At 32.3% G+C, this 26,909-nt stretch carries 27 protein-coding genes and 1 riboswitch; of the genes, 13 read left to right on the forward strand and 14 right to left on the reverse strand.

Annotated elements, in window-relative coordinates:
* The first annotated feature begins 21 nt into the window (after positions 1 to 21).
* The 3 genes from rpsF to rpsR are packed head-to-tail and all read left to right on the forward strand — an operon-like array spanning position 22 to position 1,176.
* Positions 22 to 315, forward strand: coding sequence for a 30S ribosomal protein S6 (rpsF, locus tag ACO6VN_RS12040; protein ID WP_016999203.1), 294 nt, complete (start codon positions 22 to 24; stop codon positions 313 to 315).
* Positions 316 to 345: 30 nt separating this feature from the next.
* Positions 346 to 879, forward strand: a complete 534-nt coding sequence (gene ssb / locus ACO6VN_RS12045) for a single-stranded DNA-binding protein (RefSeq protein WP_422404736.1) — start codon at positions 346 to 348, stop codon at positions 877 to 879.
* Between the two features lie 54 nt (positions 880 to 933).
* On the forward strand, positions 934 to 1,176 hold the full coding sequence (rpsR, locus tag ACO6VN_RS12050; RefSeq protein WP_016999205.1) for a 30S ribosomal protein S18: 243 nt from the start codon (positions 934 to 936) through the stop codon (positions 1,174 to 1,176).
* A gap of 77 nt (positions 1,177 to 1,253) precedes the next feature.
* On the opposite strand, the gene ACO6VN_RS12055 is transcribed toward rpsR, so the two are convergent.
* The 6 genes from ACO6VN_RS12055 to ACO6VN_RS12080 all read right to left on the reverse strand — a co-directional run bounded on the left by ACO6VN_RS12055 (position 1,254) and on the right by ACO6VN_RS12080 (position 5,789).
* Positions 1,254 to 1,634, reverse strand: a complete 381-nt coding sequence (locus ACO6VN_RS12055) for a DUF1722 domain-containing protein (protein ID WP_422404737.1) — start codon at positions 1,632 to 1,634, stop codon at positions 1,254 to 1,256.
* Between the two features lie 53 nt (positions 1,635 to 1,687).
* Positions 1,688 to 2,161, reverse strand: coding sequence for a pyrimidine dimer DNA glycosylase/endonuclease V (locus ACO6VN_RS12060; protein ID WP_422404738.1), 474 nt, complete (start codon positions 2,159 to 2,161; stop codon positions 1,688 to 1,690).
* A 245-nt stretch (positions 2,162 to 2,406) separates the two neighbouring features.
* On the reverse strand, positions 2,407 to 3,309 hold the full coding sequence (gene coaA, locus ACO6VN_RS12065; RefSeq protein ID WP_016999210.1) for a type I pantothenate kinase: 903 nt from the start codon (positions 3,307 to 3,309) through the stop codon (positions 2,407 to 2,409).
* A 79-nt stretch (positions 3,310 to 3,388) separates the two neighbouring features.
* On the reverse strand, positions 3,389 to 3,739 hold the full coding sequence (locus tag ACO6VN_RS12070) for a hypothetical protein (protein WP_369964755.1): 351 nt from the start codon (positions 3,737 to 3,739) through the stop codon (positions 3,389 to 3,391).
* 184 nt (positions 3,740 to 3,923) lie between these two features.
* Positions 3,924 to 4,736: a glycosyl transferase gene (locus ACO6VN_RS12075; protein ID WP_216683548.1), complete on the reverse strand. Its 813-nt coding sequence runs from the start codon at positions 4,734 to 4,736 to the stop codon at positions 3,924 to 3,926.
* A 180-nt stretch (positions 4,737 to 4,916) separates the two neighbouring features.
* Positions 4,917 to 5,789, reverse strand: a complete 873-nt coding sequence (locus tag ACO6VN_RS12080) for a hypothetical protein (RefSeq protein ID WP_422404739.1) — start codon at positions 5,787 to 5,789, stop codon at positions 4,917 to 4,919.
* A gap of 202 nt (positions 5,790 to 5,991) precedes the next feature.
* On the opposite strand from ACO6VN_RS12080, the gene ACO6VN_RS12085 reads away from it, so the two are divergent.
* The 3 genes from ACO6VN_RS12085 to ACO6VN_RS12095 all read left to right on the forward strand — a co-directional run bounded on the left by ACO6VN_RS12085 (position 5,992) and on the right by ACO6VN_RS12095 (position 8,946).
* The gene (locus ACO6VN_RS12085; RefSeq protein ID WP_422404740.1) at positions 5,992 to 7,509 is read left to right on the forward strand and encodes a DASS family sodium-coupled anion symporter; all 1,518 of its coding nucleotides are present in this window, start codon (positions 5,992 to 5,994) and stop codon (positions 7,507 to 7,509) included.
* Positions 7,510 to 7,664: 155 nt separating this feature from the next.
* Positions 7,665 to 8,447, forward strand: a complete 783-nt coding sequence (locus tag ACO6VN_RS12090; protein WP_422404741.1) for a hypothetical protein — start codon at positions 7,665 to 7,667, stop codon at positions 8,445 to 8,447.
* A 331-nt stretch (positions 8,448 to 8,778) separates the two neighbouring features.
* On the forward strand, positions 8,779 to 8,946 hold the full coding sequence (locus ACO6VN_RS12095; protein ID WP_422404742.1) for a hypothetical protein: 168 nt from the start codon (positions 8,779 to 8,781) through the stop codon (positions 8,944 to 8,946).
* A gap of 202 nt (positions 8,947 to 9,148) precedes the next feature.
* On the opposite strand, the gene ACO6VN_RS12100 is transcribed toward ACO6VN_RS12095, so the two are convergent.
* Both ACO6VN_RS12100 and ACO6VN_RS12105 read right to left on the reverse strand, forming a co-directional pair.
* Positions 9,149 to 10,489, reverse strand: a complete 1,341-nt coding sequence (locus ACO6VN_RS12100) for a sodium-dependent transporter (RefSeq protein WP_194200231.1) — start codon at positions 10,487 to 10,489, stop codon at positions 9,149 to 9,151.
* 221 nt (positions 10,490 to 10,710) lie between these two features.
* Positions 10,711 to 11,370 (reverse strand): nitroreductase family protein, encoded by a 660-nt coding sequence (locus ACO6VN_RS12105; RefSeq protein WP_070044836.1) that lies wholly within the window; start codon positions 11,368 to 11,370, stop codon positions 10,711 to 10,713.
* A gap of 95 nt (positions 11,371 to 11,465) precedes the next feature.
* On the opposite strand from ACO6VN_RS12105, the gene ACO6VN_RS12110 reads away from it, so the two are divergent.
* Complete coding sequence (locus tag ACO6VN_RS12110; protein ID WP_422404743.1) at positions 11,466 to 12,503, forward strand: NAD(P)H-dependent flavin oxidoreductase; 1,038 nt, start codon at positions 11,466 to 11,468, stop codon at positions 12,501 to 12,503.
* 173 nt (positions 12,504 to 12,676) lie between these two features.
* On the opposite strand, the gene ACO6VN_RS12115 is transcribed toward ACO6VN_RS12110, so the two are convergent.
* Positions 12,677 to 13,333 (reverse strand): GNAT family N-acetyltransferase, encoded by a 657-nt coding sequence (locus ACO6VN_RS12115; RefSeq protein ID WP_194200229.1) that lies wholly within the window; start codon positions 13,331 to 13,333, stop codon positions 12,677 to 12,679.
* A 148-nt stretch (positions 13,334 to 13,481) separates the two neighbouring features.
* Entirely contained in the window at positions 13,482 to 14,822 is a 1,341-nt protein-coding gene (locus ACO6VN_RS12120; protein WP_194200228.1) for a YsnF/AvaK domain-containing protein, read from the reverse strand.
* 256 nt (positions 14,823 to 15,078) lie between these two features.
* Positions 15,079 to 15,181: riboswitch (purine riboswitch) on the forward strand.
* A 106-nt stretch (positions 15,182 to 15,287) separates the two neighbouring features.
* On the opposite strand from ACO6VN_RS12120, the gene xpt reads away from it, so the two are divergent.
* From xpt to guaA, 4 genes are read left to right on the forward strand one after another with little or no spacing between them, the layout of a single operon-like run.
* Positions 15,288 to 15,863 carry a xanthine phosphoribosyltransferase gene (xpt, locus tag ACO6VN_RS12125; RefSeq protein WP_070044839.1) on the forward strand — a complete coding sequence of 192 codons (576 nt, stop codon included), beginning with the start codon at positions 15,288 to 15,290 and terminating at the stop codon, positions 15,861 to 15,863.
* Between the two features lies 1 nt (position 15,864).
* On the forward strand, positions 15,865 to 17,133 hold the full coding sequence (locus tag ACO6VN_RS12130) for a nucleobase:cation symporter-2 family protein (RefSeq protein WP_064204283.1): 1,269 nt from the start codon (positions 15,865 to 15,867) through the stop codon (positions 17,131 to 17,133).
* A 34-nt stretch (positions 17,134 to 17,167) separates the two neighbouring features.
* Positions 17,168 to 18,637, forward strand: coding sequence for an IMP dehydrogenase (guaB, locus tag ACO6VN_RS12135; RefSeq protein WP_016999221.1), 1,470 nt, complete (start codon positions 17,168 to 17,170; stop codon positions 18,635 to 18,637).
* A gap of 19 nt (positions 18,638 to 18,656) precedes the next feature.
* On the forward strand, positions 18,657 to 20,201 hold the full coding sequence (gene guaA, locus ACO6VN_RS12140; protein ID WP_016999222.1) for a glutamine-hydrolyzing GMP synthase: 1,545 nt from the start codon (positions 18,657 to 18,659) through the stop codon (positions 20,199 to 20,201).
* Positions 20,202 to 20,280: 79 nt separating this feature from the next.
* Here guaA and ACO6VN_RS12145 read toward each other — a convergent pair whose 3' ends face one another.
* Positions 20,281 to 21,387 (reverse strand): Gfo/Idh/MocA family protein, encoded by a 1,107-nt coding sequence (locus tag ACO6VN_RS12145; protein WP_016999223.1) that lies wholly within the window; start codon positions 21,385 to 21,387, stop codon positions 20,281 to 20,283.
* Positions 21,388 to 21,640: 253 nt separating this feature from the next.
* Between ACO6VN_RS12145 and ACO6VN_RS12150 the strand changes: the two genes are divergently transcribed.
* Positions 21,641 to 22,231 (forward strand): type 1 glutamine amidotransferase family protein, encoded by a 591-nt coding sequence (locus ACO6VN_RS12150; RefSeq protein ID WP_016999224.1) that lies wholly within the window; start codon positions 21,641 to 21,643, stop codon positions 22,229 to 22,231.
* Positions 22,232 to 22,300: 69 nt separating this feature from the next.
* Here the strand turns inward: ACO6VN_RS12150 and ACO6VN_RS12155 are convergent, their stop codons facing one another.
* The gene (locus ACO6VN_RS12155; RefSeq protein ID WP_194200226.1) at positions 22,301 to 23,527 is read right to left on the reverse strand and encodes a hypothetical protein; all 1,227 of its coding nucleotides are present in this window, start codon (positions 23,525 to 23,527) and stop codon (positions 22,301 to 22,303) included.
* 341 nt (positions 23,528 to 23,868) lie between these two features.
* On the opposite strand from ACO6VN_RS12155, the gene ACO6VN_RS12160 reads away from it, so the two are divergent.
* On the forward strand, positions 23,869 to 24,507 hold the full coding sequence (locus tag ACO6VN_RS12160) for a hypothetical protein (RefSeq protein ID WP_135031838.1): 639 nt from the start codon (positions 23,869 to 23,871) through the stop codon (positions 24,505 to 24,507).
* 68 nt (positions 24,508 to 24,575) lie between these two features.
* Here ACO6VN_RS12160 and ACO6VN_RS12165 read toward each other — a convergent pair whose 3' ends face one another.
* Both ACO6VN_RS12165 and ACO6VN_RS12170 read right to left on the reverse strand, forming a co-directional pair.
* A complete protein-coding gene (locus ACO6VN_RS12165) occupies positions 24,576 to 25,109 on the reverse strand; it encodes a hypothetical protein (RefSeq protein ID WP_070044842.1) in 534 nt (177 codons plus the stop codon).
* Between the two features lie 132 nt (positions 25,110 to 25,241).
* Entirely contained in the window at positions 25,242 to 26,855 is a 1,614-nt protein-coding gene (locus ACO6VN_RS12170) for a BCCT family transporter (protein ID WP_422404744.1), read from the reverse strand.
* Positions 26,856 to 26,909 lie beyond the last annotated feature (54 nt).

Genomic DNA, 26,909 nt, shown 5'->3' on the forward strand with positions numbered 1-26,909 from the left:
ACCACAAGGAGGTGTAAATTGATGAGAACATATGAAGTAATGTACGTAGTACGTCCAAATATCGAAGACGAAGCTAGAAAAGCTTTAGTTGAGCGTTTCAAAGGCGTTTTATCTTCAAACGGTTCAGAAATCATCGAAGAAAAGGATTGGGGTAAACGTCGTTTAGCTTATGAAATCCAAGACTTCGCAGAAGGTTTCTACAATATCGTTAGAATTAAGGCTGAAAATGATGAAGCAATCAATGAATTTGATCGTTTATCAAAAATCACTGGCGATATCATTCGTCACATTGTCGTACGCGAAGATGAAAAATAATTTTAATTTTTAAGATATGGGGGAGATTAAATGATTAATCGTGTTGTATTAGTCGGTCGGTTAACTAAAGATCCGGAATACAGAGTAACACCCTCAGGCGTTCAAGTTGCTACTTTTACTTTAGCTATTAATCGTACTTTTACGAATCAGCAAGGTGAAAGAGAAGCTGACTTTATCAACTGTGTCGTTTTTAGACGTCCCGCAGAGAATGTAAACAATTACTTATCTAAAGGTAGTCTTGCAGGTGTTGAAGGTCGTTTACAGTCTCGTAGCTACGAGAACCAAGAAGGTCGTCGTGTTTATGTAACTGAAGTTGTTTGTGATAGCGTTCAATTCCTTGAACCTAAAGGCGCAAACCAACGTCAATCAGGTAATGATAACCAATCATACAACCAGAAAAATAATAACGAATTCCAAAACTATGGACAAGACTTTGGCGGTAACCAACAAGGCCAAAAAGCACCTTCAAATCAACAACAGTCAAATAATAATCAACAATTAAGTAACCCGTTTGCAAATGCTAATGGACCAATTGATATCAGTGATGATGATTTGCCGTTCTAAACAGTTGATTTAAACGTTTATATATAAACTTAACGAGAAGGGAGGAACACAATCATGGCAGGTGGACCAAGAAGAGGTGGTCGTCGTCGTAAAAAAGTTTGCTATTTCACAGCAAATGGTATTACACATATCGACTACAAAGATACAGATTTACTTAAGAAATTTATCTCAGAAAGAGGTAAAATCTTACCACGTCGTGTAACAGGTACTTCAGCGAAATACCAACGTATGCTTACAATAGCTATTAAACGTTCACGTCACATGGCTTTATTACCATACGTTAAAGAAGAACAATAATCTATAATGTATGATAAAACCCTCTAGCAATCAGGCTAGAGGGTTTTAATATGTTCGGATTTATGAAAAGTATGACGCTATATTTCTAATTCACTAATAATAGTCGAATTTAGAATATAGTTGGTTTGGTATTTTTCGCTTAAAAGCTTTATGAAATGAAGTAATTCTTTTGGTTCTATATTGCCGTTAAGAAATTGATCTTTTAATAATAAATACGTTGTTTTTTCTTCTTTATCTGAGATTTTCTTGAAGTATCCCCACATATGGTCATACGTGTTTATTATAGAACCTTTAGTTGGCGTAATCTGTTTAGCATTATTTATTTCACTTTCTATTGCATCTAAAGTGACAGGTGATTTCAACATTTCTCGAATGCTTAAATAGTATTTTTGACTGTGCCACATGACTTCATATTTATGCTTAGCCCATAATAATTCACTGTTTTTATTATTTTTCATAATGATTAACCACACCTCTTCTACCTGTAATTAAATCATTCATAATAATTCTCCTAAATATTAATCAAACAGTTGCATCTTGCCGGTATCTTGTCATTTTGCCATTTATAATATAATAATTTAATATATTCTTCGTAAGCTGTATCTCCGTATATTTTATCATTACCATAGACGTAAAAAGGAGGTAAGTTTTTATCAGAGAAATGACTACGATTTTTATCAATGATTAGTGCTAAATTTGATAAATCTTGTTTAAATGACTCTGATCTTTTTCCACCTCTTCGAATATGTTCTTTATTCATCTCTTTCAACAATTGGAAGGTATCTATAATATAAGGATTACCATCATTATAAACATGTTGAACAATTGGATGGTGTATATACTTTGTGTTTCCTTCAATTAGTTCCATATGAGCCAGGCATACTCTAATAATTTGATATAGCTCCAGTATCTGTTTAGATAAACGTCTATTGTCTAGATATTTTGCACTGACTTCATGATTCGAACTTACTCTAAATATTTGCATATTAATCACCTAATCTATAAATATAAATACCATTTTGAGACTTCTATTTTTTGGTATTTTTAAACTAATACCAAAAAATTATAACTATTCGATACCCTATAATAATGGGAAAGAAACTTAATAGTGAATTCCATAGCTATTACACAAAAATATATAAGACGGAAGGACCTCTTGAGAAAGTTGGTAAATAGGTATTTAAATAGATATCAAACCCCTCTAGTTTGGATACTAGAGGGGTTTGATATCTAAAATTTATTAAATCTCAAGTTTTCAATTACATGATTTTCACTCTTATACAATACGAGATCTGATCTGTTTTTAGTTGGTAAAATATTTTTTATTAAGTTCACTTCGTTTATATCTTCCCAAATTTCTGTAGCAATTTTGATTGCTTCTTCTTTAGGTAAATCACGGTATCTGTAGAAATGAGAATCTGGTTTTTGGAAGGCTTCTTCTTGTAGTAATAAGAAGCGATTGAGATACCATTTTTTCATGTTATCTATTGTTGAGTCTAAATAGATTTTATAGTCGATATAGTCGCTTACAAGTTCTTCTTCGTGTGGATTCACTTGGAATATGTTTACGCCTTCGATTATAAGGATATCTGGACAATCAACGTAATGATATTGTTCTTTAAGTCTGTCATATGTGATATGTGAATATGTGTATGTTGGTATATTTGGTTCATTTTCTTTTATTTGTTTTAAGTGATCAATAAGTATTTTTGTATCATAACTTTCAGGGAATCCTTTTTTAGAAAGTAAGTCTTTATCAATCAGTTCTTGTTTGGGCATAATATACCCATCTGTTGTGATAAGGTCGACTTTCCAATCAGGATTATATTCTTGGAGTAGGTGTAAGAGTAGTCTTGAAACGGTACTTTTACCTACTGATACGCCACCTGAGACACCAATTATAAATGGTGGTGTATTATTTTTGTTGAGTAATTTTGTATTGATGTTCTGTGAGTAGTCTTTGTGAAATTTAACTTTGTTTGTCAAAAAGTTAATTAACGGCAAATATACTTCGTCTATTTCTGTAGTAGTTAAATTATCATTTAAGCTGATGATTTCATCTAAGTTTAAATGACTGACATCCATGTTTAATTTGAAATCTGTGTTACGCCATTCTTCTTTTGTGAATTTCATAATTTTTTCCTCTACTTTAAGAATTTATCGATTTTTTACAGTACTCGTATAGGTTAACATAAAATTTACAAAAATTAACCTATTTATTTTTTAAATATGCATATATAAAAAATTGAGCAATCTTCATTGCGTGTATATGCTTTTGTAATCGTTTGTATGTCGAGCTTTCTTTATTGTGTTTGATTTGTGCTTTAGATGATTTGTTGATAATAGATTCTATCGGCGGTAAAGCTTCTTCTAGCTTGATTTTATCGTAATACTCAGTTGATGTTATAACACCTTTAGAAGTTTTCAAAGCTTGTATTCTGTTAATTAAAAGCGAGTGTTGAGATGTATTTTCATCAAATTTACCGAGCGTCTTTTCGCAATTTGTAATAGTAGCGTTTATTGTATTTAAGGCTTCAGAGATTTCGGAAGTTGAGTAAGCCATCATAGATATCCTCGCTTTCCTTTATAGTAATTATATTTAGGATAAACGACATAGAATAAAAATCAAGTTAAAAAGACATGAAAACAGGCTAGGACATAAATATATATCCTAGCCTGATTCTTTATATTGGCAGTAGCTAATTAGAATACAAATGCGCTTATATTAAGCTTTTTCATCTCTAGTCTTACGTCATTTGATTTCCTTCAATTATTCGATTTACAAGCGTTATTGTTCCGGCTCGTTGAAGGGGAGCGTGACCTGATTTTAAATTGTTGTAGAGGATAAATTTTATATTAGTACTATCTATATCATATCTGTCCAACATATTACAAAAAGGATTAAACTGATTTTTCATATCTGATGAGCATAACCTATTTTGTACATAATAGATTTCTGGAACATAGTTTTTTTGTCTAAACAAACTAGTAATAGATAACCTAATAGCATATTTCTTCTTGATTTCTTCTGTTGAATAGTCAGGAAATATAGATGTATAAAGCTTATTTACATTGGTTTGATCATATTTATCAACATAACATTGAGGATTGTTAACAATGGCTTTAGTACCTTTATGTAACGTGGCAAGATACATGGACATAAAACCTCCTGCTGATGAACCATAATAATAGGTGTTTTCAGGTTGGATACTTAGCATATTTGCAATCATTTGGGCAATATCACTATAATCCATTAAATAATGTCTATCTTCGCTGCCAACACCCCAACCGATTCTCAAGTTATTATTATGAACAGTTCTATCATCAATAAAAATACAACTTGCATTAAAGTCTTCGTGCCATGAATGTCTCATAAAAACTGGTGGCTTACTTTTATTAGGATCGATAGCACCATTAGAAAAAATAATTAATTGTTCGTTGTTTTCTTTTAAATTCAAATGAATATAGAAGTCGATATTGTCTTTAAGAATTTTAACAGTTTGATTATTGTTTATTATCAAGTCATTGTACTTTATGTTTTCAAAATATAATGTTTCCACTTAACGGAGCACCCCTAATCGTATTTATCTGTGTATGATTAGCTTTTAATATATCAAAGTGGAAATTTGATTTACAATAAAAGCTCATAAATTTACAAAAACTTAACATAAGTCAAAATGATTTAGTAAATTTTGGAACAAAAAACCCAGAAGACACATATCTTCTGGGTTCTTAAAATATTATATATTGAATAATCTTTGGAAGAAACCTTTTTTCTTTGGTTCTTCTTTTGGAGATTCTTCTGATTGATTGCTTTCTGCTGTAAGTGGTACAACTGTTTCATCGTTTGAAGTTTCAGAAGTAGTAGACTCTTCTTTGTCATCTTTAGCTTCTTCTTTAACTTCTTCTTTTTTTGAAGACTCTTTAGCAGTTTCTGTAGTTTCTGCTTTAACTTCTTCAGCTTGCTCAGATTTAGTTTCTGCTGAAGCTTGCTTATTATCGTCATCTTGTTCGTTGTTTTCTTTTGATGCTTCTGCAGAAGCTACAGTTACTTTAGAAGGTGTCTCATCTATATCTTCAGTTTTAACAGATTGAGTTGTAGTCGCTTTAACTTTTTCTTTAGGAGAAGTTTCAGTTTGAGTAGTTTCTTTCTCCGCTACGTTAGTATTCTCAGTTGGCTCACTATTTTGAGTTTCTTGTGGCGCTTGTAAAGCTAAAGTTTGTTCTAATTTTTGTTGTGTAATATGTACTTGTTGTAGCATTTCTCCTAACATTTGTCTTTCTCTACGCATATGTTGTACTTCAGTTCTTAATTCATCAATTAATTGTTGAAGTTCAGGCGTTTGTTGAGTAGGTTCATCTTTCACAAGAACTTGTAAGAAATCTTTTTCTTTTTCTAAAGTTTCAAAAGCTTGATCATAACTGTTAGTTTCTTTCACTTTTTCAGCAATTTCTTGGAATAATTCAATATCTTCTTCTTGGAAATCTGTAGCTTCTCTTCCACGATATTCCGTCTTAGAAAGCTGATAACCTCTATCTTCTAAGTGCTGTACAATTTTTCTAACTTGCTTTTCGCTAAGACCAACCTTAGCTGAGAATTCTTTTGTTAACATTTTTATGCCTCATCCTTTATATAACAGTGTTTTCTATAGGTCGGGTTGTCTGCCGACAGACAACCGTCACGCTTCCCTTAATACATTACATGTATTTGTGATAAAGTTCAAGTATTAGTTAAATAATTCGTTATATCTCAATAAGAAATATGTTACTATTTAGGAAAATAGAATAATAAACAATAAATTGGAGCTGTTGTCGATGTCAAAAAATGCAGAGAAAAAAGCTTTTAAACCAATTTGGATTATCATTAGTTTTATTGTACTAATCACAATATTATTATTACCAACACCTAACGATTTACCTATTATGGCTAAGTGCGCACTGGCAATATTAGCTTTTGCCGTCATTATGTGGGTTACAGAAGCAGTTACATATCCAGTATCAGCTGTAATGATTGTTGGTCTTATTGTATTATTAACTGGTTTTAGTCCAGTTCAAGATTTAGCTGATTCATTAGGTAATCCCGCGGTGGATGGTAAAGCTGTTGAAGGAAATGCTTTATTAGGAACGAGTAATGCTTTAAAAATGGCCTTAAGCGGATTTTCAGGATCTGCAGTTGCGCTTGTTGCTGCAGCGCTTTTTCTCGCAACAGCCATGCAAGTGACAAACTTGCATAAACGTTTAGCATTGCAAGTTCTGTCAGTTGTAGGAAATAAGACTAATAGAATTGTTATTGGAGCTATAGTTGTTTCAATAATATTGGCATTCTTTGTTCCTTCAGCTACAGCACGAGCAGGCGCAGTCGTACCTATACTATTAGGTATGATTGCAGCATTCAATACGTCTAAAAACAGTAAGCTAGCTGCTTTACTGATTATAACGGCAGTCCATTCTGTATCAATATGGAATATTGGTATAAAGACGGCAGCAGCACAGAATATAGTCGCAATCGGATTTATTAATAAATCTATGGGACAAGATATATCATGGGGCGAATGGTTCTTATATGCAGCACCATGGTCTATTATAATGTCAGTTGTCTTATACTTTGTGATGATTACAATTATTAAACCTGAAGAAAAGGAAATCGAAGGCGGGACAGAATTAGTTAAAAAACAATTAAAAGAACTAGGTCCTATTTCAGCAAGAGAATGGCGACTCATCACTATTTCCGTTTTATTACTATTATTCTGGTCTACAGAAAAATTACTGCATCCTATAGACTCATCTTCCATTACAATCATCGCTTTAGCAATAATGCTTACACCTAAAATAGGAGTATTTACTTGGGAAGATGTCGAAAAGAAAATCCCTTGGGGAACTATTATTGTATTTGGTATAGGAATATCTTTAGGAACTGTTTTATTAGAAACAACAGCAGCACAATGGTTAAGTGATAAAACATTCGGTTTAATGGGATTAAATCATATGCCTTTAATTGCAATCATTGCTTTAATATCACTATTTAATATTCTTATACATCTAGGGTTTGCGAGTGCAACGAGTCTTTCTTCAGCACTGATTCCTGTATTTATCGCTTTAACACAAACGCTAGATTTAGGAGATCAGTCGATTGGTTTCGTATTAATCCAACAATTTGTTATTAGTTTTGGTTTCTTATTACCAGTGAGTTCACCACAAAATATGCTCGCATATGGTACAGAGACATTCACAGTAAAAGATTTTATCAAAACAGGTGTACCAATTACCGTCATCGGTTATATATTAATAGTTATAATGAGCATGACTTATTGGAAATGGATAGGAATACTTTAAAATAAAAAGAGATAGAGTTATCTGTAGAGAAGCTAAAAGAATATTGAAATATTTCTGAAGAAATCTAATTAAAAATAATAGAACCATTAAAAGATGTTGCGAATGAATTTAATACAAAAATATATAACAATTATTTAATTACGAGGTGTTTGTATATGAAAGTAATCATCATATTAATGATTATTCTATTATTTTGGTGTGTACTGTCTTATCTCTTTAAAATTAGAAATATAGTTTTATATTGGACTTATCATTTATGGAAAACAAATAAAGATTATATATTTAAGAAATTTAAAAACAATTTCAAATATATCATAGGTATTACGACAATAATCGCTATATTATTAGGTTTTATAAATGAAGAATTAGGAGTGTATGGACTTTTTATAATCATAGGTATGGTTTACTATTTTGTGTGTTATAAAGTGATGTTTGAAGATAAAAAAGATAAATATATAGAGAAAAACTTTTTGAAACATACTTATAAATTTCATAAAGATATTGATAATGGAGTATTTTCTATATCAATAATTTTCTTGCTATACTCAATAATTTTTATTGTAATCGCAAGTGTCGTAAATGTTTTTTTACCTTTTAAAATAGCGATGTCTATTGTTTCGGGCGATATAAATAACCTATTGGCTTATTTGTGTTTTCTAATATTTTTAAACTTCCTTATATTGCCCCCTGTATTAATGAAATTTTTTACCTGGAAAAAAAGAAAGAGAGAGTTATGTATAAATATTATAAAGTCATCCTTAACTATTCTTTATGGTTTTGTAGTGGTATATATTTCACTTATTACTTTTGATATAAATGATAATTTAAAAGTAATATCGGTAATACTATATATGGTTTTACTGTTTGCCAATAGTGTTTTCATATTAGTTGATATAATTGACTATTATCGAGAAAAATTTAAATCATCAAATCTTTAAACAGTACTATTTAAAATCTAAAACGCTTGTTTCCGATTCAAGCGTAGGTCGGACTTGAAGTTTCTCGCAATGTCTGCGCTTCAGACTTTAAAGTCATTACGTAAAGAAACATACGTAGTGGAAGGATATGGATAAAGACATATTCCAGGTATGCGTGAATATAAATAAACAATCAAAATGAAATAATGTAAATCAAAGAAGCGGATAACCCGCTTCTTTTTTGTATTTTAAAAAGTGTCATAACAATAAAACAGACAACTGAATCTATAGTAGAAAAGTCTTAAAATAGATTTTGCCTTAGAACGGAGTATATATAAGTAGAGGTGTGAATATGCTAAAAATTATCATACAATTAATTCTAATTGGAATTGTATTGGAGTTTCTATTTTCTATTGATATTGAAACTGAGTTGATAAGTGGTTTTATTATAAGATTAATTCTAGCTATAGTATGTATTGTCGTTATTATAATGGCAGTTTATATAAAGACGATTATATAAATAAGTTTCCTTTAAAGAAGCGAGGGAGGGGCATAAGTTCTCTCGCTTTTTAACGTGATTATATAAATGTATAAAAGTATACAATTTAGAATAATAATGACTATCATAAGTGAATTAAAAATACTATGCGTAGCAACATAGATTCATTAAGTATATTCCTGATTATTATAAATAAAAAAAGAGCCTTATGGCCCTTTTTTATTTATAATAATTGACCAATAAATACTGCGATAATAATAATTGGTAAAACAAATCTAACTAAGAAATACCAAGTGTTAACGAAGAGTCGTCCTTTTTTACTATCTTGCATATTCAACTCTTTCATAATAGTAGTTTTATCAAAAATGTGACCAACAAATATTGTGACACCGAAAGCTCCGATAGGCATTAAAATGTTAGCTACTAAATAATCCATGTTATCAAAGAATGTACCGACACCAAATGTAAAGTTTTGCAACAATCCATTTGATAAAGCGGAAGGTATCCCAAAAATAAACACAAGCCCACCAATAATATAAGCCCATTTCTTTCTATAATCATTATTGTTTTTTGTGATGTTTGATATATTTAATTCGAGCAATGATATTGATGATGTAATTGCTGCGAACAAGAACAATAATAAGAATAATAAATAGAATAATGAACCTAAAAACATTTGATCAAAAACTTGTGGTAATATGATGAACAATAATCCAGGACCTTGGTTGGGTTCTAGACCAAAAGCAAAAATAGCTGGGAATATTGCTAGTCCTGCTGCTATTGATACACCGATGTTCATCCATACAATTGCATTAGCACTTTTAACGATATTCGTTTTTCTGTCTAAGTATGAAGCGTATGTCATCATTCCGCATGTACCTAGTGATAAGGCAAAGAAGGATTGACCAAGAGCATATAACACACCTTCAGAGCTTAAATCAGCTATTTTAGGAGTAAGGAAATATTGGATACCCTCTAAAGCGCCGTCTAAAGTTACAGATCGAATGATAATGATTAAAAATGATAAAAACAATAGTGGCATCATAATTTTTGATGCTTTTTCTATGCCTTTTTCTACGCCTTTACTAACAATAATAACGGTGATAAATATAAACGCAAATTGACTTGCTAATGCGAAGAGTGGATTTGAAATATAATTATTAAAGATATTTCCGTATTCATTGGAATGCGTTAAACCAACGCTATCCAATAACGTCCTAATAATATATAAAATAATCCAACCGCCGATAACACTATAGAAAGAAAATAATACAAACACGGTTAAATTACCAAGCCAACCGATTAAATTGAAAGAAGACTTACCAGAAACTTTCTTGAATATATTTGTTGAGTAAGTCTTTCCGTATCGTCCTAATATAAACTCACTTAATAGTAGTGGTAAACCAACTAGTAGTGTAAATATGATGAAGATGAATAAAAATGCACCCCCGCCATAAGTTCCAGCCATGTATGGGAATTTCCATACAGCACCTAATCCAATAGCTGATCCCGCACTTGCTAATATAAATCCAATATTAGAAGACCATTGTGATAAATTTTTCATAATAAACCTTCCTTTATATATAAAATACTTTAAAGCGTTAAAGCGTTCGTGTAAAAAAGTCTTAGCGCAATAAATTCTACACTCTATTAAGTAATAAAGCAATATAAAAAATACCCTAAAAATTAGAATTTTATCTAACTTTTAGGGTTTGATTTGAATTAATATCTCATTAATGATGTTTTTATTTACGAAGACTAGTCCATATTTAAATAATTTAACAATTATTTCCCAACTGTACCATCACTTTCGTCGTTCCATGCTATGATGCTTTCTACTGGTAATCTACTTGACTCATGCGGAGCTTTAGCGCCTTTACCGATAGCAAGTAAATGAGCAGGTACATATCGTGAAGTATCGATATTTAAAGCTTCAAGTAAAGCCGTTTTGTCGAAACCACCAATTGGGTTAGTATCATAACCATGATCAGTAGCAATAAGCATAAGTTGCATAGAAGCTAGGTTTACATCCATTAAACCTTGTTCTTTGAAGTAGCTTTCATCTGCACCGCTTATTAAATTAGAAATTGTTTCAATGAAATAATCTTTAGAGTTTTCATCCATGTATCCAAGTTCTACGTTTTTCTCATAAATTTCACTAACGTAATCAGCATGTTTTAAGTCAGCTAATATGAGAATAATAGCACTTGAAGAGTGAAGTTGTCTTTGGTTGAATTGTACAAGGCTATCTAATTTTTGTTTAGTTTCTTCTGAATCTATAATAACAAATCTCCAAGGTTGTAAATTGATTGATGAAGGTGCTTCTGTAGCAAGCTCAATCATTTCTTCAATTTCTTCTCTAGGTATTTTAAAGTTAGGGTCGAATTCCTTAACTGATTTTCTTTTTTTTATAATTTCTGTCAATGTAAGTTTTGATTGTGACATTTTGATACTCCTTTTAGTAAGATGACATTATAATGAACTAAATAATGACAAAAATAAAGCAATCAGCTTATGGTTATTTTGAAAGGGGTAATGATATGAATAGAACTATGCTATTGAATGAATTAGGCGTGTCAGAACCAATATTTCTAGCAGGAATGGCTGGTGGTGTAACGACACCTAAGCTGGTTTCTGAAGTTTGTAACGCAGGAGGATTAGGTCAAATAGGGGCGGGTTATATGAATCCAGAATCATTATCAGGCGATATTGATAAGATACGAAAAATGACTGATAAACCGTTTGGCGTGAATTTATTTATCCCAGAATTTCCTGAAATTAATCCAGACAAAGTTGATCGAATGAATGCAATATTGAAACCAATAGAAGAAGAACTTCAATATGAACCAATTAAAGAAGTAAAGATTACAAATCAATTCGACGAAATGATAGATGTCATTATTGATAAAGAAGTAAAAGTTGCGAGTTTTACATTTGGTAAACCAACAGAAGCGCTTGTCAGCAAGTTGCACAGGCATAAAATATTAGTATTAGGAACAGCCACTGAGTTGGAGGAAGCGCTAGATTTAGTGAGGGTTGGTGTAGATGGAATTGTTTTACAAGGAAAGGAAGCAGGCGGGCATAGAGGCTCCTTTAAACAGTCATTACCAGATGACCTACTTACAACAGAGCAATTATTTAATCTTGCAAATGAATCTATAGATTTACCTCTAATAGTAGCAGGTGGAATAACAAACCCTGAACGTTCACAATTTTTCCTTCAAAAAGGCGCTACGGCTGTACAGTTAGGTACAGCATTTTTAACAACAGAAGAAAGTGGAGTGCCTAACATTCATAAAGAGAGTATATTGCGAGCGACTACTAAAGATATTGTTTTAACAAATACATTTAGTGGTCGCTATGCTAATGGTATAAGAAATGCTTATATTGTCTATGCTGAAGCATTTGAAAGAGCGATTTGTCCTTATCCAATTCAAAATATATTAACACAGCCTATGAGAGGGAAGTCTAAAAAAGAAGGCAATCCTGATTATATGAATTTGTGGTGTGGTACAAATCCTGAGGGAGCTAAGAGAGAAAAAGCTCAAGACCTTATAAAGAGATATACAGAAAAATAAAAATTAGGGAATGGGACAGGCATCTCATTTTGTTAAAAAGATTTCGTAGTCCCGTCCCGGCAAGGATGACTAGGTATGAAAAAAGCTTGATATAATCATGTTTTCATACCATTCAGCTACTGCCAATATGATAAAACAGGCTGAGACATTTATTTATGTCGCAGCCTGTAATTTTATAACCCCATTGAATCTAATAGTTCATATACAAATTCTCTGTCATTTTCGTTACCGTGTATATATTTATTAATATAACATGAACGTATACTTGGCATAATAACGTCTTTTTGAAGCGGTAAGTATTGTTTAACAAATAAATTAATTGGTGAAGGTGGTAAAGATTTTTGAGGATTTGGTTGAATATATGATATGTTTTGCAAAATTTCATAACCGTGTCTATTGAAAAAGTTTTTGCGCATAATAGCTTGTTCTTTTCCTTCTTCAGAATCATATGATTCTACACCGAATGACTCAAGCATAATCATGTTAGCATCTCTACCATGTACTTCTTGGCCACACTTGTGTAATTCTTCTTCGATTTTTTCTAAAGTTTGTGTACCTACACGTCGATTTCGGTATTCTGGGTGGGTCATTAAATAATTAATGAATGCAGAGTTAGTAGTTGGTTCATAATGACCAGTTGATAGGCTAACAACCATATCATCTTTAAGACCAACTAAAAATATATAATGATTTTTGATATATTCAGATGTTAATGAATGTATGAACACATGACGATCTTCTCTGATTTCTACTTTGAAAATTTCCTCATACATATCTAATGCTTTTTTAAACAATGGATCATCTATTGATGTGACAACTTCAAAATTCATGTTAATAAACCCCTCGACTCAAGATTTAGTCATATTATAACATATCACACTAAAAATGCTTATACAGTATTTTCTTATATTTCATATACGTAAAATAGAGCCCGAGACAATTATTTATGCCCCGGACCCTTTTAATATTAATGATGTTTTATTGTTTATCATCATCAGTAGGATTATTAATATCTGCTTCTTCTCGTCTTACATTTTCTGAAACGTGTTCTGTGTCTTGTACTTTGTTTTTCTTGATTACAATTTCTTCAGACACTACGTTTTCTTTATCAACATTCACACGTTCTTCATGTAATGGTACGTGAATAGAATCATCCTCATTTGATTCAAAGTCGCTATCTACTTTTTCGTTTACTGGTCGACGCTCGATAGTAACTTCTTCTTTTTCTACAGGTACATCGAACTCTTCAGTTTCCTCAACTACATGTTTATCAACTGAAGCTTCACCAGTTTCAACGTTTTCTTTGTCGACGTTCACTCGCTCTTCATGTAGTCTAACAGCTTCTTCATCTTCTGCCGTTGTATTTGTACTATCAGCAGCGTTTCTGTTTTCATTAGAAGTTAAGTCAGACTGTCGTGTTAAATCGTCATTAGTGTCTTGAGCATTTAAATTTTCTCTTTCATCATTTAAAGATGAACGCTCAGTTTCAACACTATCATCGTGAACTCTAGTGAATTCTGATTCATCTTCACGTGTTAAATCTCTTTGATCTTTTACATTATCAGCTTCACCATATGGTGGTTTTGAATCATTATTATTACGATTTTTAAGTTCTTCTAAATCTCTTTCGTTATCACTAGATAATGTTTCATTTTCATTTTGCTCTGATTGGTTCGCTGCATAACCTGCTGCACCTAAACCAGTAGTGCCCGCAAGAGTAGAAGCTGTAGAATGATCATCAACATCATCATGTGCTTCATTTTCTTCATCTATGCTGTTACCATAGCGATTGGTATCTTTATCATCTTGTGAATCGTCTGATTCATTGTTTACATCTTTTGATGAATTTGCAGAAGCAGCTCCAGCTCCGATACCAGCACCTGTTCCAGCTGAAACACCGCTATTACTATCTTCTTTTGAGAAAGGTTTAGTGTCATCGTAATGTTCGTTACCTAATTGTGAATCTTTCGGATGGCTAGAATCAAAGTTCTCAGTTTCTTCAGTATTATCATTGTCGATATACAATAATATTTTTCCATCATTCAGAGCATTTTTATACTCATCTACATTTTCGTCAGGAACATTGATACCTGTAAGTACTCTTTCTTCTGCGCTTTCACCTGAGAATAATGCAGTAAGTTTATCACTAAATGATCCTCGAGAATTCTTTACTTTTACGTCTGTATATTCTAATGAGTTATCTTCTAATCGGTTTTCAGTTATAACTTGTAAATCACGTTCTCCTAATCCATCTGCTTTCAATTGGTCTATTCGTTGTAGTAATTCACTTTCTGTATTAAACTTTTCGATTTTACCCATACTTAAAACCTCCATAAATTTTGTAATGTGCAAAAACCATCAATCAGTGAATACTCTTATGATGTTTATAGATTAATTTAATATTGTTTTCATAAATACAATATAATTCACAAATACCCTTCTATGAGATAATCAAACAAAACAGGATAAAAATTCTCATTATTTTAATTATTCTGTCTATTTAGAATGTGTTTAAATCCCGTGATAATAAGGTTTTTCCTATTGTAAAAATACTGATATTTTGTTATTATCAATGAATAATTTATTACTAAAAACTCATATAATCTGAAGAATATGGCTTTAGAAGTTTCTACCGCATTGCCTTAAACGATGCGACTATGAGTAAACGAATAACTCTGGAACCAGACTATCAATTTTGTGTGGTTTTATATTATTTTTTACTCATCTTACCTATATTTTAGGATTAAGGTGTGTTTTTTTAATCTAAATGAGGAGGCGAGTAGTGTGAGGACACTACAGAATAGGGTTAAAGAAGATGGTGTAGTTATTGATGAAAAGATACTTAAAGTTGATTCATTTTTAAATCACCAAATTGATGCAAAACTTATGTACGAAGTAGGACAAGCAATTGTCGATCATTTTAAAGAGAAAAAAATAACAAAAGTGTTAACGATTGAAGCTTCAGGTATTGCGCCAGCTATTATGGCTTCTCTACATTTAGATGTGCCTTGTTTATTTGCCAAAAAAGCAAAACCTTCTACAATGACAAATGAATTTTATCACACAGATATTCATTCGTTCACAAAGAATACAACAAGTACAGTTGTTATTTCGAAACAATTTTTAGATGAAGATGATCATGTATTGATTATTGATGACTTTCTAGCGAATGGTGAAGCATCATTAGGTTTACACCGATTAGTTCAATCAGCTAATGCAACTACTACAGGAGTTGGAATTGTAATAGAAAAGAGTTTTCAACCGGGAAGAGAAAAATTACAATCAGAAGGATTAGACGTCTTATCATTGTGCCAAGTTGCATCTTTAGCAGGTAACAAAGTCAAATTGGTGGACGAATAAGATGAGAAATTTCATACTAAGTGTCCAACATTTATTAGCAATGTACGCTGGCGCAATCATGGTGCCTATTATTGTAGGTTCAGCATTAGATTTTACGCCCGAAGAAGTAGCGTATTTAGTAGCAATAGACATATTTATGTGTGGTGTAGCAACATTTCTACAAGTATATAAAGGAATTGGTATTGGACTGCCGGTCGTCTTAGGTTGTACATTTACCGCTGTTGCACCCATGATACTTGTCGGAAACACACACGGAATTAGTGTGTTATATGGTTCAATATTCTTATCAGGTATTATCGTTATTATAATGTCTCCATTCTTTTCATATTTAGTAAAATTATTCCCACCAGTTGTTACGGGTAGTGTTGTAACGATTATAGGAATAACACTTATGCCTGTTGCAATGAATTACTTAGCTGGTGGGGAAGGCGAAAAAAACTATGGAGATAGTAAAAATATATTTTTAGGTGTATTCACACTCGTTATCATTTTACTGATTCAACGATTGTCTAAAGGATTTATTAAATCAATTGCTATTTTATTAGGTTTATTAATCGGAACAGCAGTTGCATCATTTTACGGATTGGTAGATACTTCAGAGTTACATAAGTCAAATTGGTTAGAACTACCACGTCCATTTAGATTTAGTGGTTTCGAATTTGAGTTTGGAACAACAATAGTCTTTGTCATTATCGCAATCGTCAGTTTGATTGAATCCACAGGTGTGTATCATGCACTTAGTGAAATTACAAAACAACCTATTTCTAGAAAAGATTTATCTAAAGGTTATCGTGCAGAAGGTATAGCTATTGTGATAGGTGCCATATTTAACGCGTTTCCATATACAGCCTACTCTCAAAACGTTGGCTTAGTTTCTCTATCTGGAGCTAAGAAGAATCAAATCATGTATATGATGGTTGCACTACTCATTATATGTGGTTCTATTCCAAAGTTAGGTGCGTTAGCAAGTATGATTCCTTTCCCAGTGTTAGGTGGTGCAATGATCGCAATGTTTGGAATGGTTATGGCATATGGTGTGAAAATGCTAGGTGGCATAGATTTCAACAAGCAGAACAATTTACTTGTGATTGCAGTATCAGTTGGGATAGGCGCAGGCATTACCGCAGTACCACAGGCATTAGAAACATTCGGTGAACAATATGCATGGTTAACTCAAAATGGTATTGTATTAGGGACATTTGCAGCTATTATATTAAATTTATGTTTTAATGGGTTAAACAATCAACAAACCAGTGAAAATATGAAATAATGAAAATGAAAATAAATTAATGGAGGTTATATTCATGTGGGAAAATAAATTTCAAAAAGAAGGATTAACGTTCGATGATGTATTACTTGTACCAGCTAAGTCAGAAATATTACCTAGTGATGTTGATTTAAGTGTGAAATTATCTAAGAATATTAAATTGAACATTCCAATTATTTCAGCAGGTATGGATACAGTAACTGAAGCTAAAATGGCTATAGCTATGGCTAGACAAGGTGGTTTAGGTGTTGTTCATAAAAATATGTCTATTGAACAACAAGCTGATGAAGTTCAAAAAGTTAAGCGCTCAGAAAATGGTGTTATTACAAATCCATTTTACTTAACACCTGAAGAGCAAGTATATGCAGCTGAAGCATTAATGAGTAAATATCGTATTTCTGGTGTACCTATTGTAAATAACGAACAAGATATGAAACTTGTTGGTATCCTTACGAATCGTGATTTAAGATTTATAGAGAATTTCTCAATTAAAATTTCAGACGTTATGACAAAAGAAGATTTAATTACAGCTCCAGTTGATACAAACTTAGAACAAGCAGGAGAAATCTTACAAAAATATAAAATAGAAAAACTTCCATTAATTTCTGAAGACGGTAGTCTAAAAGGCTTAATTACAATTAAAGATATCGAAAAAGTGATTGAGTTCCCATATGCTGCAAAAGATAGTGCAGGTCGTTTATTAGTAGCGGCAGCGTTAGGTATTGCTAAAGATACACCTATACGTGCACAAAAACTAGTCGAAGCGGGAGCAGATGCTTTAGTTATAGATACAGCTCACGGACACTCTAAAGGTGTATTAGAAGTTGTTAAAAACATAAGTGAAACATATCCTGATGTAACGATTATTGCAGGTAATGTAGCAACTCAAGAAGGTACTAAGGCGTTGTATGAAGCGGGAGCAGACGTTGTTAAAGTTGGAATTGGACCAGGTTCAATTTGTACGACACGTGTTGTAGCTGGTGTAGGTGTTCCTCAAATTACAGCTATTTATGAATGTGCTACTGAAGCACGTAAACATGGTAAAGCTATCATTGCAGATGGCGGTATTAAGTTCTCAGGAGACATTGCTAAAGCATTAGCAGCAGGCGGTAACGCAGTAATGCTAGGTAGTCTTCTTGCAGGTACTGAAGAAAGCCCAGGACAAACTGAAATCTTCCAAGGTCGTCAATATAAAGTATATCGTGGTATGGGATCACTTGGTGCTATGGAACAAGGTTCTAAAGACCGTTACTTCCAAGAAGATACTACAGCTAAAAAATTCGTTCCAGAAGGTATTGAAGGTAGAATTGATTTCAAAGGACCTTTACAAGATACAATTTATCAACTAACTGGTGGTATTAAGAGCGGAATGGGTTATACTGGTTCTGCTAACTTAGAAGAACTAAGAGAAGAAGCTCAGTTTATTAGAATGACTGGCGCAGGACTTAAAGAATCACATCCACATGATGTTCATATAACTAAAGAAGCACCAAACTATTCATTTTAATTAAAGGAGCAGGACTATTATGGAAATGGCTTTTGAGCAAGAATTAATTCTTGTATTAGATTTTGGTAGTCAATATAATCAATTGATTACACGCCGTATAAGAGAAATGGGCGTATATAGTGAATTACACGACCATGAAATCTCAATGGAAGAAATTAAGAAGATGAATCCTAAAGGAATTATCCTTTCCGGAGGCCCAAATTCAGTATATGAAGAAGGATCTTTCACAGTAAATCCTGAAATTTTTGAATTAGGTATTCCAGTTCTAGGTATTTGTTATGGTATGCAATTAATGACAAAATTACTGGGCGGTTCAGTTGAAAGAGCAAGTGAACGTGAATATGGTAAAGCGACATTAAACGTAAAATCAGATGACGATTTATTCTTTAGCTTGCCTAATAGCCAAACTGTATGGATGAGTCACAGTGATAAAGTTATTGATATACCTGAAAACTTCGAAATCATTGCAGATAGCCCAAGTTGTCAAAATGCAGCTATAGAAGATAAATCAAGAAAGCTATATGGTGTTCAATTCCATCCGGAAGTAAGACATACAGAATACGGAAATGATTTATTAAGAAACTTCATTCGTCGTGTTTGTGAATGTACAGGGAACTGGACAATGGAAAACTTCGTAGATATTGAAATCGAAAAAATTAGAGAACAAGTTGGAGACCGTAAAGTACTATGTGCAATGAGCGGCGGAGTAGACTCTTCAGTAGTAGCTGTCTTGCTACATAAAGCAATCGGTGATCAACTTACATGTATTTTCGTAGACCATGGACTTCTTAGAAAAGGAGAAGGCGACATGGTTATGGAGAACTTTGGTGAAGGCTTCAATATGAACATCATCAGAGTAGATGCTAGAGATCGTTTCATGAAAAAATTAGATGGCGTTTCAGACCCAGAACAAAAACGTAAAATCATTGGTAACGAATTTGTGTACGTATTCGATGATGAAGCTTCTAAATTAGAAGGTGTAGACTACTTAGCACAAGGTACACTTTACACAGACATTATTGAATCAGGAACGAAAACTGCACAAACAATTAAATCACACCATAACGTTGGTGGATTACCAGAAGATATGCAGTTCCAATTAATCGAACCAATCAATACACTATTCAAAGATGAAGTGCGCGCATTAGGAATTGAATTAGGCATCCCAGAACACCTTGTATGGCGTCAACCATTCCCAGGCCCAGGGTTAGGTATCCGTGTATTAGGAGAAATCACAGAAGACAAATTAGAAATCGTTAGAGAATCAGATGCGATTCTAAGAGAAGTCGTACGTGAAGAAGGTCTAGAAAGAGAAATTTGGCAATACTTCACAGTATTACCAGACATTCGTTCAGTAGGTGTTATGGGAGATTACCGCACATATGACTACACAGTAGGTATTCGTGCTGTAACTTCAATAGATGGAATGACAAGTGACTTCGCCAGAATAGACTGGGAAGTATTACAAAAAATATCAAGCCGTATCGTTAATGAAGTAGACCACGTAAACAGAGTAGTCTATGACATAACATCTAAGCCCCCAAGTACAATCGAGTGGGAATAAAAATTCAATAGAATATGGGATGATCCTTTTCCTTAATAAACCCTCCTGTCAAATGTTGATTTGACAGGAGGGTTTTATCTTAATTCGTAATTTCATCAAGTGAAACTTTGCGGTCTTCTTTTAATGAAAGTGTGCTTGCATCTGCGGTTGCTATCGATTCTAGAGCTGCGACACCGTTAAGGAGGTTAACATATTCTTCTGTTACATCTCCTCCTTTAAGAACGTTGTGAAGATAAGACATTTCTTTATCAATACATGTTTGAAGCCATAATGGACATCTGACGCCTGGTTTACCATAAGCAATCGCACCATCCATACCACGACCTGTGTAAATATCAGTTCTTTCATCATCTTCTTGTTGCGTTTCATGTACTAAAAAGTGTGATTCTTTTTCGCCTTTTATTCTTAGTGTGCCACCAGTATTATAAAGATCAAGTTTGATAGCTCCTTTTGTTCCTTCGATAAGGACGTAGTGTTCTCCCCAACGAAAGGCATTTCCATATTCTAATAAAGCATATCGATCATCGTCATACTCTAAATTAATAATTAACATATCGTCTTCATCACCGAAATTATCGCCTTTGTGATAAACATTTCCACCAACAATTGTAACTTTTTGTGGTAGACCTCCCATAATAAACTGGATACAGTCTAATCCGTGAATATGATGATATAAATGGCCGACTGATTGAGAACGTATTTTTTTCCAAGAAACTTTTGATTGTTGTTCTTCCCAACCTGTACGAGTAGCATGACAATATAATACTTTTCCAATTTTGCCTTGTGTAACTAGTTCTTTTGCATAATGAACGCCATTAAAGAAATTCATAATATGTCCCGCCATGAAGATAACACTATTTTTTTCACAGGCATCTACCATAGCTCTACAATCTTCAAAATTTAAAGCTATTGGTTTTTCGCAAAAAACATGTTTACCATTTTCAGCAGCTTTAATAACTGGTTCACGATGAAGATAACTTGGAGATGCGACAATAACACAATCAATGTCATTGCGAGCTACTAAATCATCGAGACTTGAACACGTTTCAGCTTCTAATTCTTCAGCGATTTCCTCTGCATGATTTGGATCAAATACTGCAATTACTTTAGCATCTTCAATTTTATTAATGGAGCGTGCTAAATCAGCTCCAAAATAACCTGTTCCTACAATCCCATAATTAATCATCAATGCTATATGATAGGTATAGAACTACATTTTCATGTGCAGTTAATTTCGAGACCATGGAATCATTTCTCCTACTATGTAAAGCATACAATTACAAATACATTATTTCCATCAACGAAAAATAAAAACATCGACTAATTTAGATAAATCACTATTTCCTAGGAAATTATAAATTTAATTATTCATCTAATAATTTATTTTATCCCTTAAATTTTGTATGATTAAAACAATAAAATAAAAGGAGTCTTCAATTATGAAAAAAGCATTGTTTCTTTTGTTAGATGGTTTTGCTGATTGGGAAGGTAGTTATTTGTCTTCGACTTTAAATCAAAGTGAATCTTGGTCTGTTAATACGATTTCAATTGAAGAGAAGGTAGTTTCTTTAGGAGGTTTTACTGTTTTAATTGATTATATAATTGGTGACGAACCTAAAAATTATGATCTTTTAATAATGATTGGTGCTAATTCTTGGGACAATGACAATCATAAACTATTAAAGTTTGTGCAAGAAACCTTTAATAAAGGTATTCCTGTGGGAGCTATATGTGGTGCTGTTGATTACTTAGCGAAACATGGTTTCTTAAATGACTCAAGACATACTGGAAATACCGTTTATTTATGGGAAGATTATAATGAATATAATTCTAAGGATAATTTTATAGAAGAACAAGCAGTGAAAGATGGAAAATTAGTTACTGCAAATGGTACAGCTCCTATTGAATTTACAGAATTAGTATTAGAATTAATAGAATTTGCTAGCCCGAATAATATCGAAAAAAAGATTTATATGTATAGAAATGGCTTTTATAAATACAATGATAAATATGGAAATCCTTTTGTTTAAATTGTCTATATAACTAAATAAAAGACCCTAAAAATTCAGCTTTACTCCTGAATTTTTAGGGTCTATTTTCTATTTCTTAGTTTCAACTTTCACGAAATTTTCGCTCTTTAATTCGTTTATAAGGTCTTCTTGTTTTTCATTTGTGAAGTTATTCATAACTTCTATTGTGGATTCATCTTTGATGAGGCGTTTGCCTTCTAGTGTGTAATTTTTATAGCCGTAACCTTTATATCTTGTCGTATCATCTGAATATTTGTCATGGTCTGTTATTTTGGCTGTAGTAAGTATTGTATATTTGTCCGGTTCTAACGTAGATGTTGGTGTTACTTTTTCTGATTCGTTATCATCTTCTTCATAACCGAAGCTATACTCATCTTCTTCAGATCCAATTTTGTAATAGCTGCTTAATATTTCTGTTGATTTCTTATTGTATTTCGTACTTTTGTTGTCTTCTTTAATTTGTGTTTTTGTTTTGTCGATGATGTCATTAATGTTATCTATATCATTAACGTCTGGTAAATCTTTAACTTCAACTTGATATGTTTTTGATCCTTTAAATGTTTTTGAACCACTGTCTTGTATATTACTTATTAATTCTTTTGGTAGTTCTAAATTTATTTTATCACCATTTTTCAAGTTGCCGTTGTTAGAGACGGTAAAATTATATGAGCTAATATCATAACCATCACTTTCATCATCTTTAGTAATTAAGTTTAATTTTCCAGAGTTGTTTAAACCAGTAAATTTCGTTTCAATATTAGAGAATATGTCTTTAGTTGTTACAGTTTTAGGTTTTTTAAGGCCTTTTGCTTTGAATGATTTTTTGAATTCTTTCACTTTAAGTTTGTAATCATCTGAAATACCTTTTTTTACAGATAATTTTACTGTCGTTTTATCACCATTAGATAAATTACTATCATTATATGTATCGAGCTCAACGCTATCGTATATTTTCTCTGCTTTTTCAAGTTTCTTTTGTTCTTCGTTATTGAAGTTCATAGGGTCTATATCATCTTCATCGCCATTCTTTATCATATCAATGACTTCTTTATTTTTAAATTTGCTTTGTTTTAGCGCTTGAACTAAAAGTTTACGTTCAATCTTTTCTTCTGAGCCTTCAGTTAGTGCAGCATTTCCACTTTTATCATATCCAGAAAATTCTACATCTACGTCTCCTTTTACATCTATCGCTTTGTTTTTAACGACTAATGTAATAATAGTTGCCACAATAATAATAGCTATAATTGCAATAATAAGCCATTTGAATTTAAGTAAATAATGTTTAAATTGTTCCATATCAATTTCTCTCTCCATCCAATTATATATTTATATATATAATTATATACATAATATATATCGTTTTAAAGGGCTCAAAGTAAATCAGATTTAGAAAAACTTATTTTATTAATTGCTTTGTTTGTTATGGAATTTTTTAACAAATATATGTAATATAAAGTTAATATCATATTTGGATAGGTGAATTTTGCAGGGAGTGAAACGTTATAAAGAAGTTACTTTTAGCACTAGTTGCATTTATTGTAATAGGGGCTGCTATATATTTTTTTGTTAATTTAAAATTTGATAGAGATAATAAAATACATCACTATACTTCAAAAGATGGAATTGAGGGTGAATATATGATTTATCCTGTTTCAAACCCTAAAGGTGTATTAGTTTGGTTGCATGGTGACGGTGCTTATGAATTAAGTCATCCTGATTCAGAGTTGTATCTAGGTGGAAAACTTGGCGTTAAGAAGGTAGCTAAAGATAAGAATTTAACTTTAATTGTTCCTAAAACACCAGCCGATGACTATACTTGGTGGAAGAAGGGCGAAGAAAACTCAAAATATTTAATAGAACTTATTTCTTCTATACCCAATCATGATCATTTATGGATTGGAAGTTTTTCAGGTGGTTCAGAAATGACAACTTATTGGTTAATTGATCAATTACCAATGTTAAACGTTAAAGAAGGAGGAGCGGTTCTATTTGGTGGCGGGGGTTCGCCGAAAACAGAAGGTATAGCGAATCATGTAAAAAAAGATGAAATAGTATCAGGAACATTTCCATTAACTTGGATTGTTGGTGAAAATGACTATGGCCTTCAGACTGAAGATGATCCATTCAGTGCTATTGAAACAAGTAAAGAAGGTCAGTTATTCTATAAGAAACAAGGATGGAAGACAGAAAGAAAAGAATTAAAAGGATACGAACATGTACTTTCTAAAGATGGTGAAGGTTTATATGGTTATTATCTAAAAGAATACATAAATTAGAATAATATTATAGAATGGGACTACGAAATTTTTTTAATAAAACGAAATTTCTGTCCCACTCCTTTATGTCACTTTATGTTGAGGATTTTTTCGATATCTTGAGTAGACTTCCATTCTTCTAAAGTAGAAGGATCAATATGTAGAAATGTTCCATCTTCAGTGTTGATGTATTCTCCGTCTTGAGAACCTTTACCACCGAAGTAATAGGGCTGATTATTTTTTTCGAAATAATCTTTAAGGGCTTGTTTTAAAGATTGTCTTAATTTAATTTCTTCTTTAACTTCATTATTGTCGTAATAATAATTATCGATTTTAGTCGAACCTGAAGTTATGCCACGGTGTTGGTTCATATATGCTATTTCTTCCCAACTAAAGTATAAGTATTCGCCCGTACCAAAGGAATATTGAGTAAGTGGAACAATAGAATCCTTCCATTTAATATTAATAAACTCAGTTAAATCTTCAATTTTTAGAATGTAGTTATCATTATGATCTTTCTTAACATTAGGAACACTATTAATCCAACTTACTACATCTTCTTCAGTATTGAATGCACCTATTAATTGAGTTGTTTCATCGTCTTGAAGAGATAATATATACACTATAATCGCCTCCTTTTTTCCTAATTTTACCACAGCATAATAAATTTAAAAGGTAGAGGAACAGAAATCTAATTGTCATAAAAAAAGATCCCGAGACGAATTTTTATGTCTCGGAATCTTAAAATGTTTATATTATACAGGTCCATTATCATAATAAGTTTCTTTTTTAGAACTATCTCTTTTTTCATTCTCAAATGAATCTATATATTCTTGATAACGTCTTTTATTTGGTGTAATAGTCATACCTAAATACTTACGATCACCGTTAGCATCTTTATAGAATGCAATCACCATCAAAATAATTACAAAGCTAAATGGTAGAGCTGAAATAATTGCGGCGGATTGCAGAGCGTCTAGACCTGTATCGCCACCTGCTAATAACAATACATACGCAATAGCTGATAAAGAAACGCCCCATACAATTTTTACAAAACCTGATGGATTTAATCTGCCGAAAGATGTTTGCATGCCTAAAACAAATGTTGCTGAATCTGCTGATGTAATAAAGAAGGATGCAATCAGAGCTAACGCTACAATTGATAGAACAAATCCAAACGGCAGTTCATTAAAAATACCAAATAATTGTGTTTCTGCAGGCAATTTAAATATAGCATTGTGTTCTTTTCCAGTTTCTATACCTGTAACACCGAATACAGTGAACCATATAATACTGATTACTACAGGTACTCCTAGAACACCACATACGAATTCACGAATAGAACGACCTTTAGAAATTCGAGCAATAAATAAACCAACGAATGGACTCCAACTCATCCACCAACCCCAGTAATATATCGTCCACGTTTGCAGCCATTGTTCTTTTTGCTCATTTAATGGTGCGACGTCTAAACTGTTATAAATAAGCGTGTTTAAATAATCACCAGTACCTGCTGTCATCATATTTAAAATTAATAATGTAGGGCCAACTATAAATAAAATAACGAGTAATATAGTTGCTAATATCATATTTAAATTACTTAAATATTGGATACCTTTACTTAAACCGCTCCAAGCACTATATAAGAACAGAACTGTTACAATGACGATGATAATGCCTTGTACTAGTTTATTATTTGGCACATCAAATAAGTAATTTAAACCTGCATTAATTTGAATAGCACCTACACCTAGAGAGACAGCTACACCTATGATTGTAGCGAAGACAGATATAACATCTACTGCTGTACCTATAGGGCCTTCAACTTTATTACCTAAAATAGGACGTAATGTTCTAGATATAAGCCCATTTTCACCTTTACGAAATTGAGAATAAGCTAAACATAAAGCAACGATTCCATATATTGCCCAAGGGTGAAATCCATAGTCCATAAAGGAACCTCTAAAAGCTTCTACCATTGCCTCTTTTGTTTCAGGCTTTGCTGTTGGAGGAGCAAGATAATGAGCTATTGGTTCAGATGCCCCATAGAACACTAGACCGATTCCCATACCTGCACTAAATAGCATAGCCAACCATGAAACTGTATGAAATTCAGGTTTGTCATCAGGCTTTCCAAGTTTTAATTTCCCGATAGGGCTAAAGACTAAGAAAATAGTAAAGCCTAAAATAACTGTATAAAGTAACATGTAATACCATCCGAAAGTAGTCGATACCCAAGCTGACATCATACCAGTGATTTCTCCGAATTGTTTTGGGAGAATAGCGCCGATTACTACAAGGAAACCAACAATACTTGCCGCATATACAAATACATTAGAAAATTGTTTTTCTTTATTGATAACATTCACTTCCCCTTTAAAAATAAAATACAGTTTTAAATCATACCATAGTGAGTAAGATAT

This window comes from Mammaliicoccus sp. JADD-157 (assembly GCF_049310805.1).
GTDB lineage: Bacteria > Bacillota > Bacilli > Staphylococcales > Staphylococcaceae > Mammaliicoccus > Mammaliicoccus lentus.

What these genes read in the sequence shown, in the direction of transcription:
- rpsF (WP_016999203.1), top strand. Translation starts at nt 22, where the DNA reads ATGAGAACATATGAAGTAATGTACGTAGTACGTCCAAATATCGAAGAC.
- ssb (WP_422404736.1), top strand. Translation starts at nt 346, where the DNA reads ATGATTAATCGTGTTGTATTAGTCGGTCGGTTAACTAAAGATCCGGAA.
- rpsR (WP_016999205.1), top strand. Translation starts at nt 934, where the DNA reads ATGGCAGGTGGACCAAGAAGAGGTGGTCGTCGTCGTAAAAAAGTTTGC.
- ACO6VN_RS12055 (WP_422404737.1), bottom strand. Translation starts at nt 1,634, where the DNA reads ATGAAAAATAATAAAAACAGTGAATTATTATGGGCTAAGCATAAATAT.
- ACO6VN_RS12060 (WP_422404738.1), bottom strand. Translation starts at nt 2,161, where the DNA reads ATGCAAATATTTAGAGTAAGTTCGAATCATGAAGTCAGTGCAAAATAT.
- coaA (WP_016999210.1), bottom strand. Translation starts at nt 3,309, where the DNA reads ATGAAATTCACAAAAGAAGAATGGCGTAACACAGATTTCAAATTAAAC.
- ACO6VN_RS12070 (WP_369964755.1), bottom strand. Translation starts at nt 3,739, where the DNA reads ATGGCTTACTCAACTTCCGAAATCTCTGAAGCCTTAAATACAATAAAC.
- ACO6VN_RS12080 (WP_422404739.1), bottom strand. Translation starts at nt 5,789, where the DNA reads ATGTTAACAAAAGAATTCTCAGCTAAGGTTGGTCTTAGCGAAAAGCAA.
- ACO6VN_RS12085 (WP_422404740.1), top strand. Translation starts at nt 5,992, where the DNA reads ATGTCAAAAAATGCAGAGAAAAAAGCTTTTAAACCAATTTGGATTATC.
- ACO6VN_RS12090 (WP_422404741.1), top strand. Translation starts at nt 7,665, where the DNA reads ATGAAAGTAATCATCATATTAATGATTATTCTATTATTTTGGTGTGTA.
- ACO6VN_RS12095 (WP_422404742.1), top strand. Translation starts at nt 8,779, where the DNA reads ATGCTAAAAATTATCATACAATTAATTCTAATTGGAATTGTATTGGAG.
- ACO6VN_RS12100 (WP_194200231.1), bottom strand. Translation starts at nt 10,489, where the DNA reads ATGAAAAATTTATCACAATGGTCTTCTAATATTGGATTTATATTAGCA.
- ACO6VN_RS12105 (WP_070044836.1), bottom strand. Translation starts at nt 11,370, where the DNA reads ATGTCACAATCAAAACTTACATTGACAGAAATTATAAAAAAAAGAAAA.
- ACO6VN_RS12110 (WP_422404743.1), top strand. Translation starts at nt 11,466, where the DNA reads ATGAATAGAACTATGCTATTGAATGAATTAGGCGTGTCAGAACCAATA.
- ACO6VN_RS12115 (WP_194200229.1), bottom strand. Translation starts at nt 13,333, where the DNA reads ATGAATTTTGAAGTTGTCACATCAATAGATGATCCATTGTTTAAAAAA.
- ACO6VN_RS12120 (WP_194200228.1), bottom strand. Translation starts at nt 14,822, where the DNA reads ATGGGTAAAATCGAAAAGTTTAATACAGAAAGTGAATTACTACAACGA.
- ACO6VN_RS12130 (WP_064204283.1), top strand. Translation starts at nt 15,865, where the DNA reads ATGAGAAATTTCATACTAAGTGTCCAACATTTATTAGCAATGTACGCT.
- guaB (WP_016999221.1), top strand. Translation starts at nt 17,168, where the DNA reads ATGTGGGAAAATAAATTTCAAAAAGAAGGATTAACGTTCGATGATGTA.
- guaA (WP_016999222.1), top strand. Translation starts at nt 18,657, where the DNA reads ATGGAAATGGCTTTTGAGCAAGAATTAATTCTTGTATTAGATTTTGGT.
- ACO6VN_RS12145 (WP_016999223.1), bottom strand. Translation starts at nt 21,387, where the DNA reads ATGATTAATTATGGGATTGTAGGAACAGGTTATTTTGGAGCTGATTTA.
- ACO6VN_RS12150 (WP_016999224.1), top strand. Translation starts at nt 21,641, where the DNA reads ATGAAAAAAGCATTGTTTCTTTTGTTAGATGGTTTTGCTGATTGGGAA.
- ACO6VN_RS12155 (WP_194200226.1), bottom strand. Translation starts at nt 23,527, where the DNA reads ATGGAACAATTTAAACATTATTTACTTAAATTCAAATGGCTTATTATT.
- ACO6VN_RS12160 (WP_135031838.1), top strand. Translation starts at nt 23,869, where the DNA reads ATGATTTATCCTGTTTCAAACCCTAAAGGTGTATTAGTTTGGTTGCAT.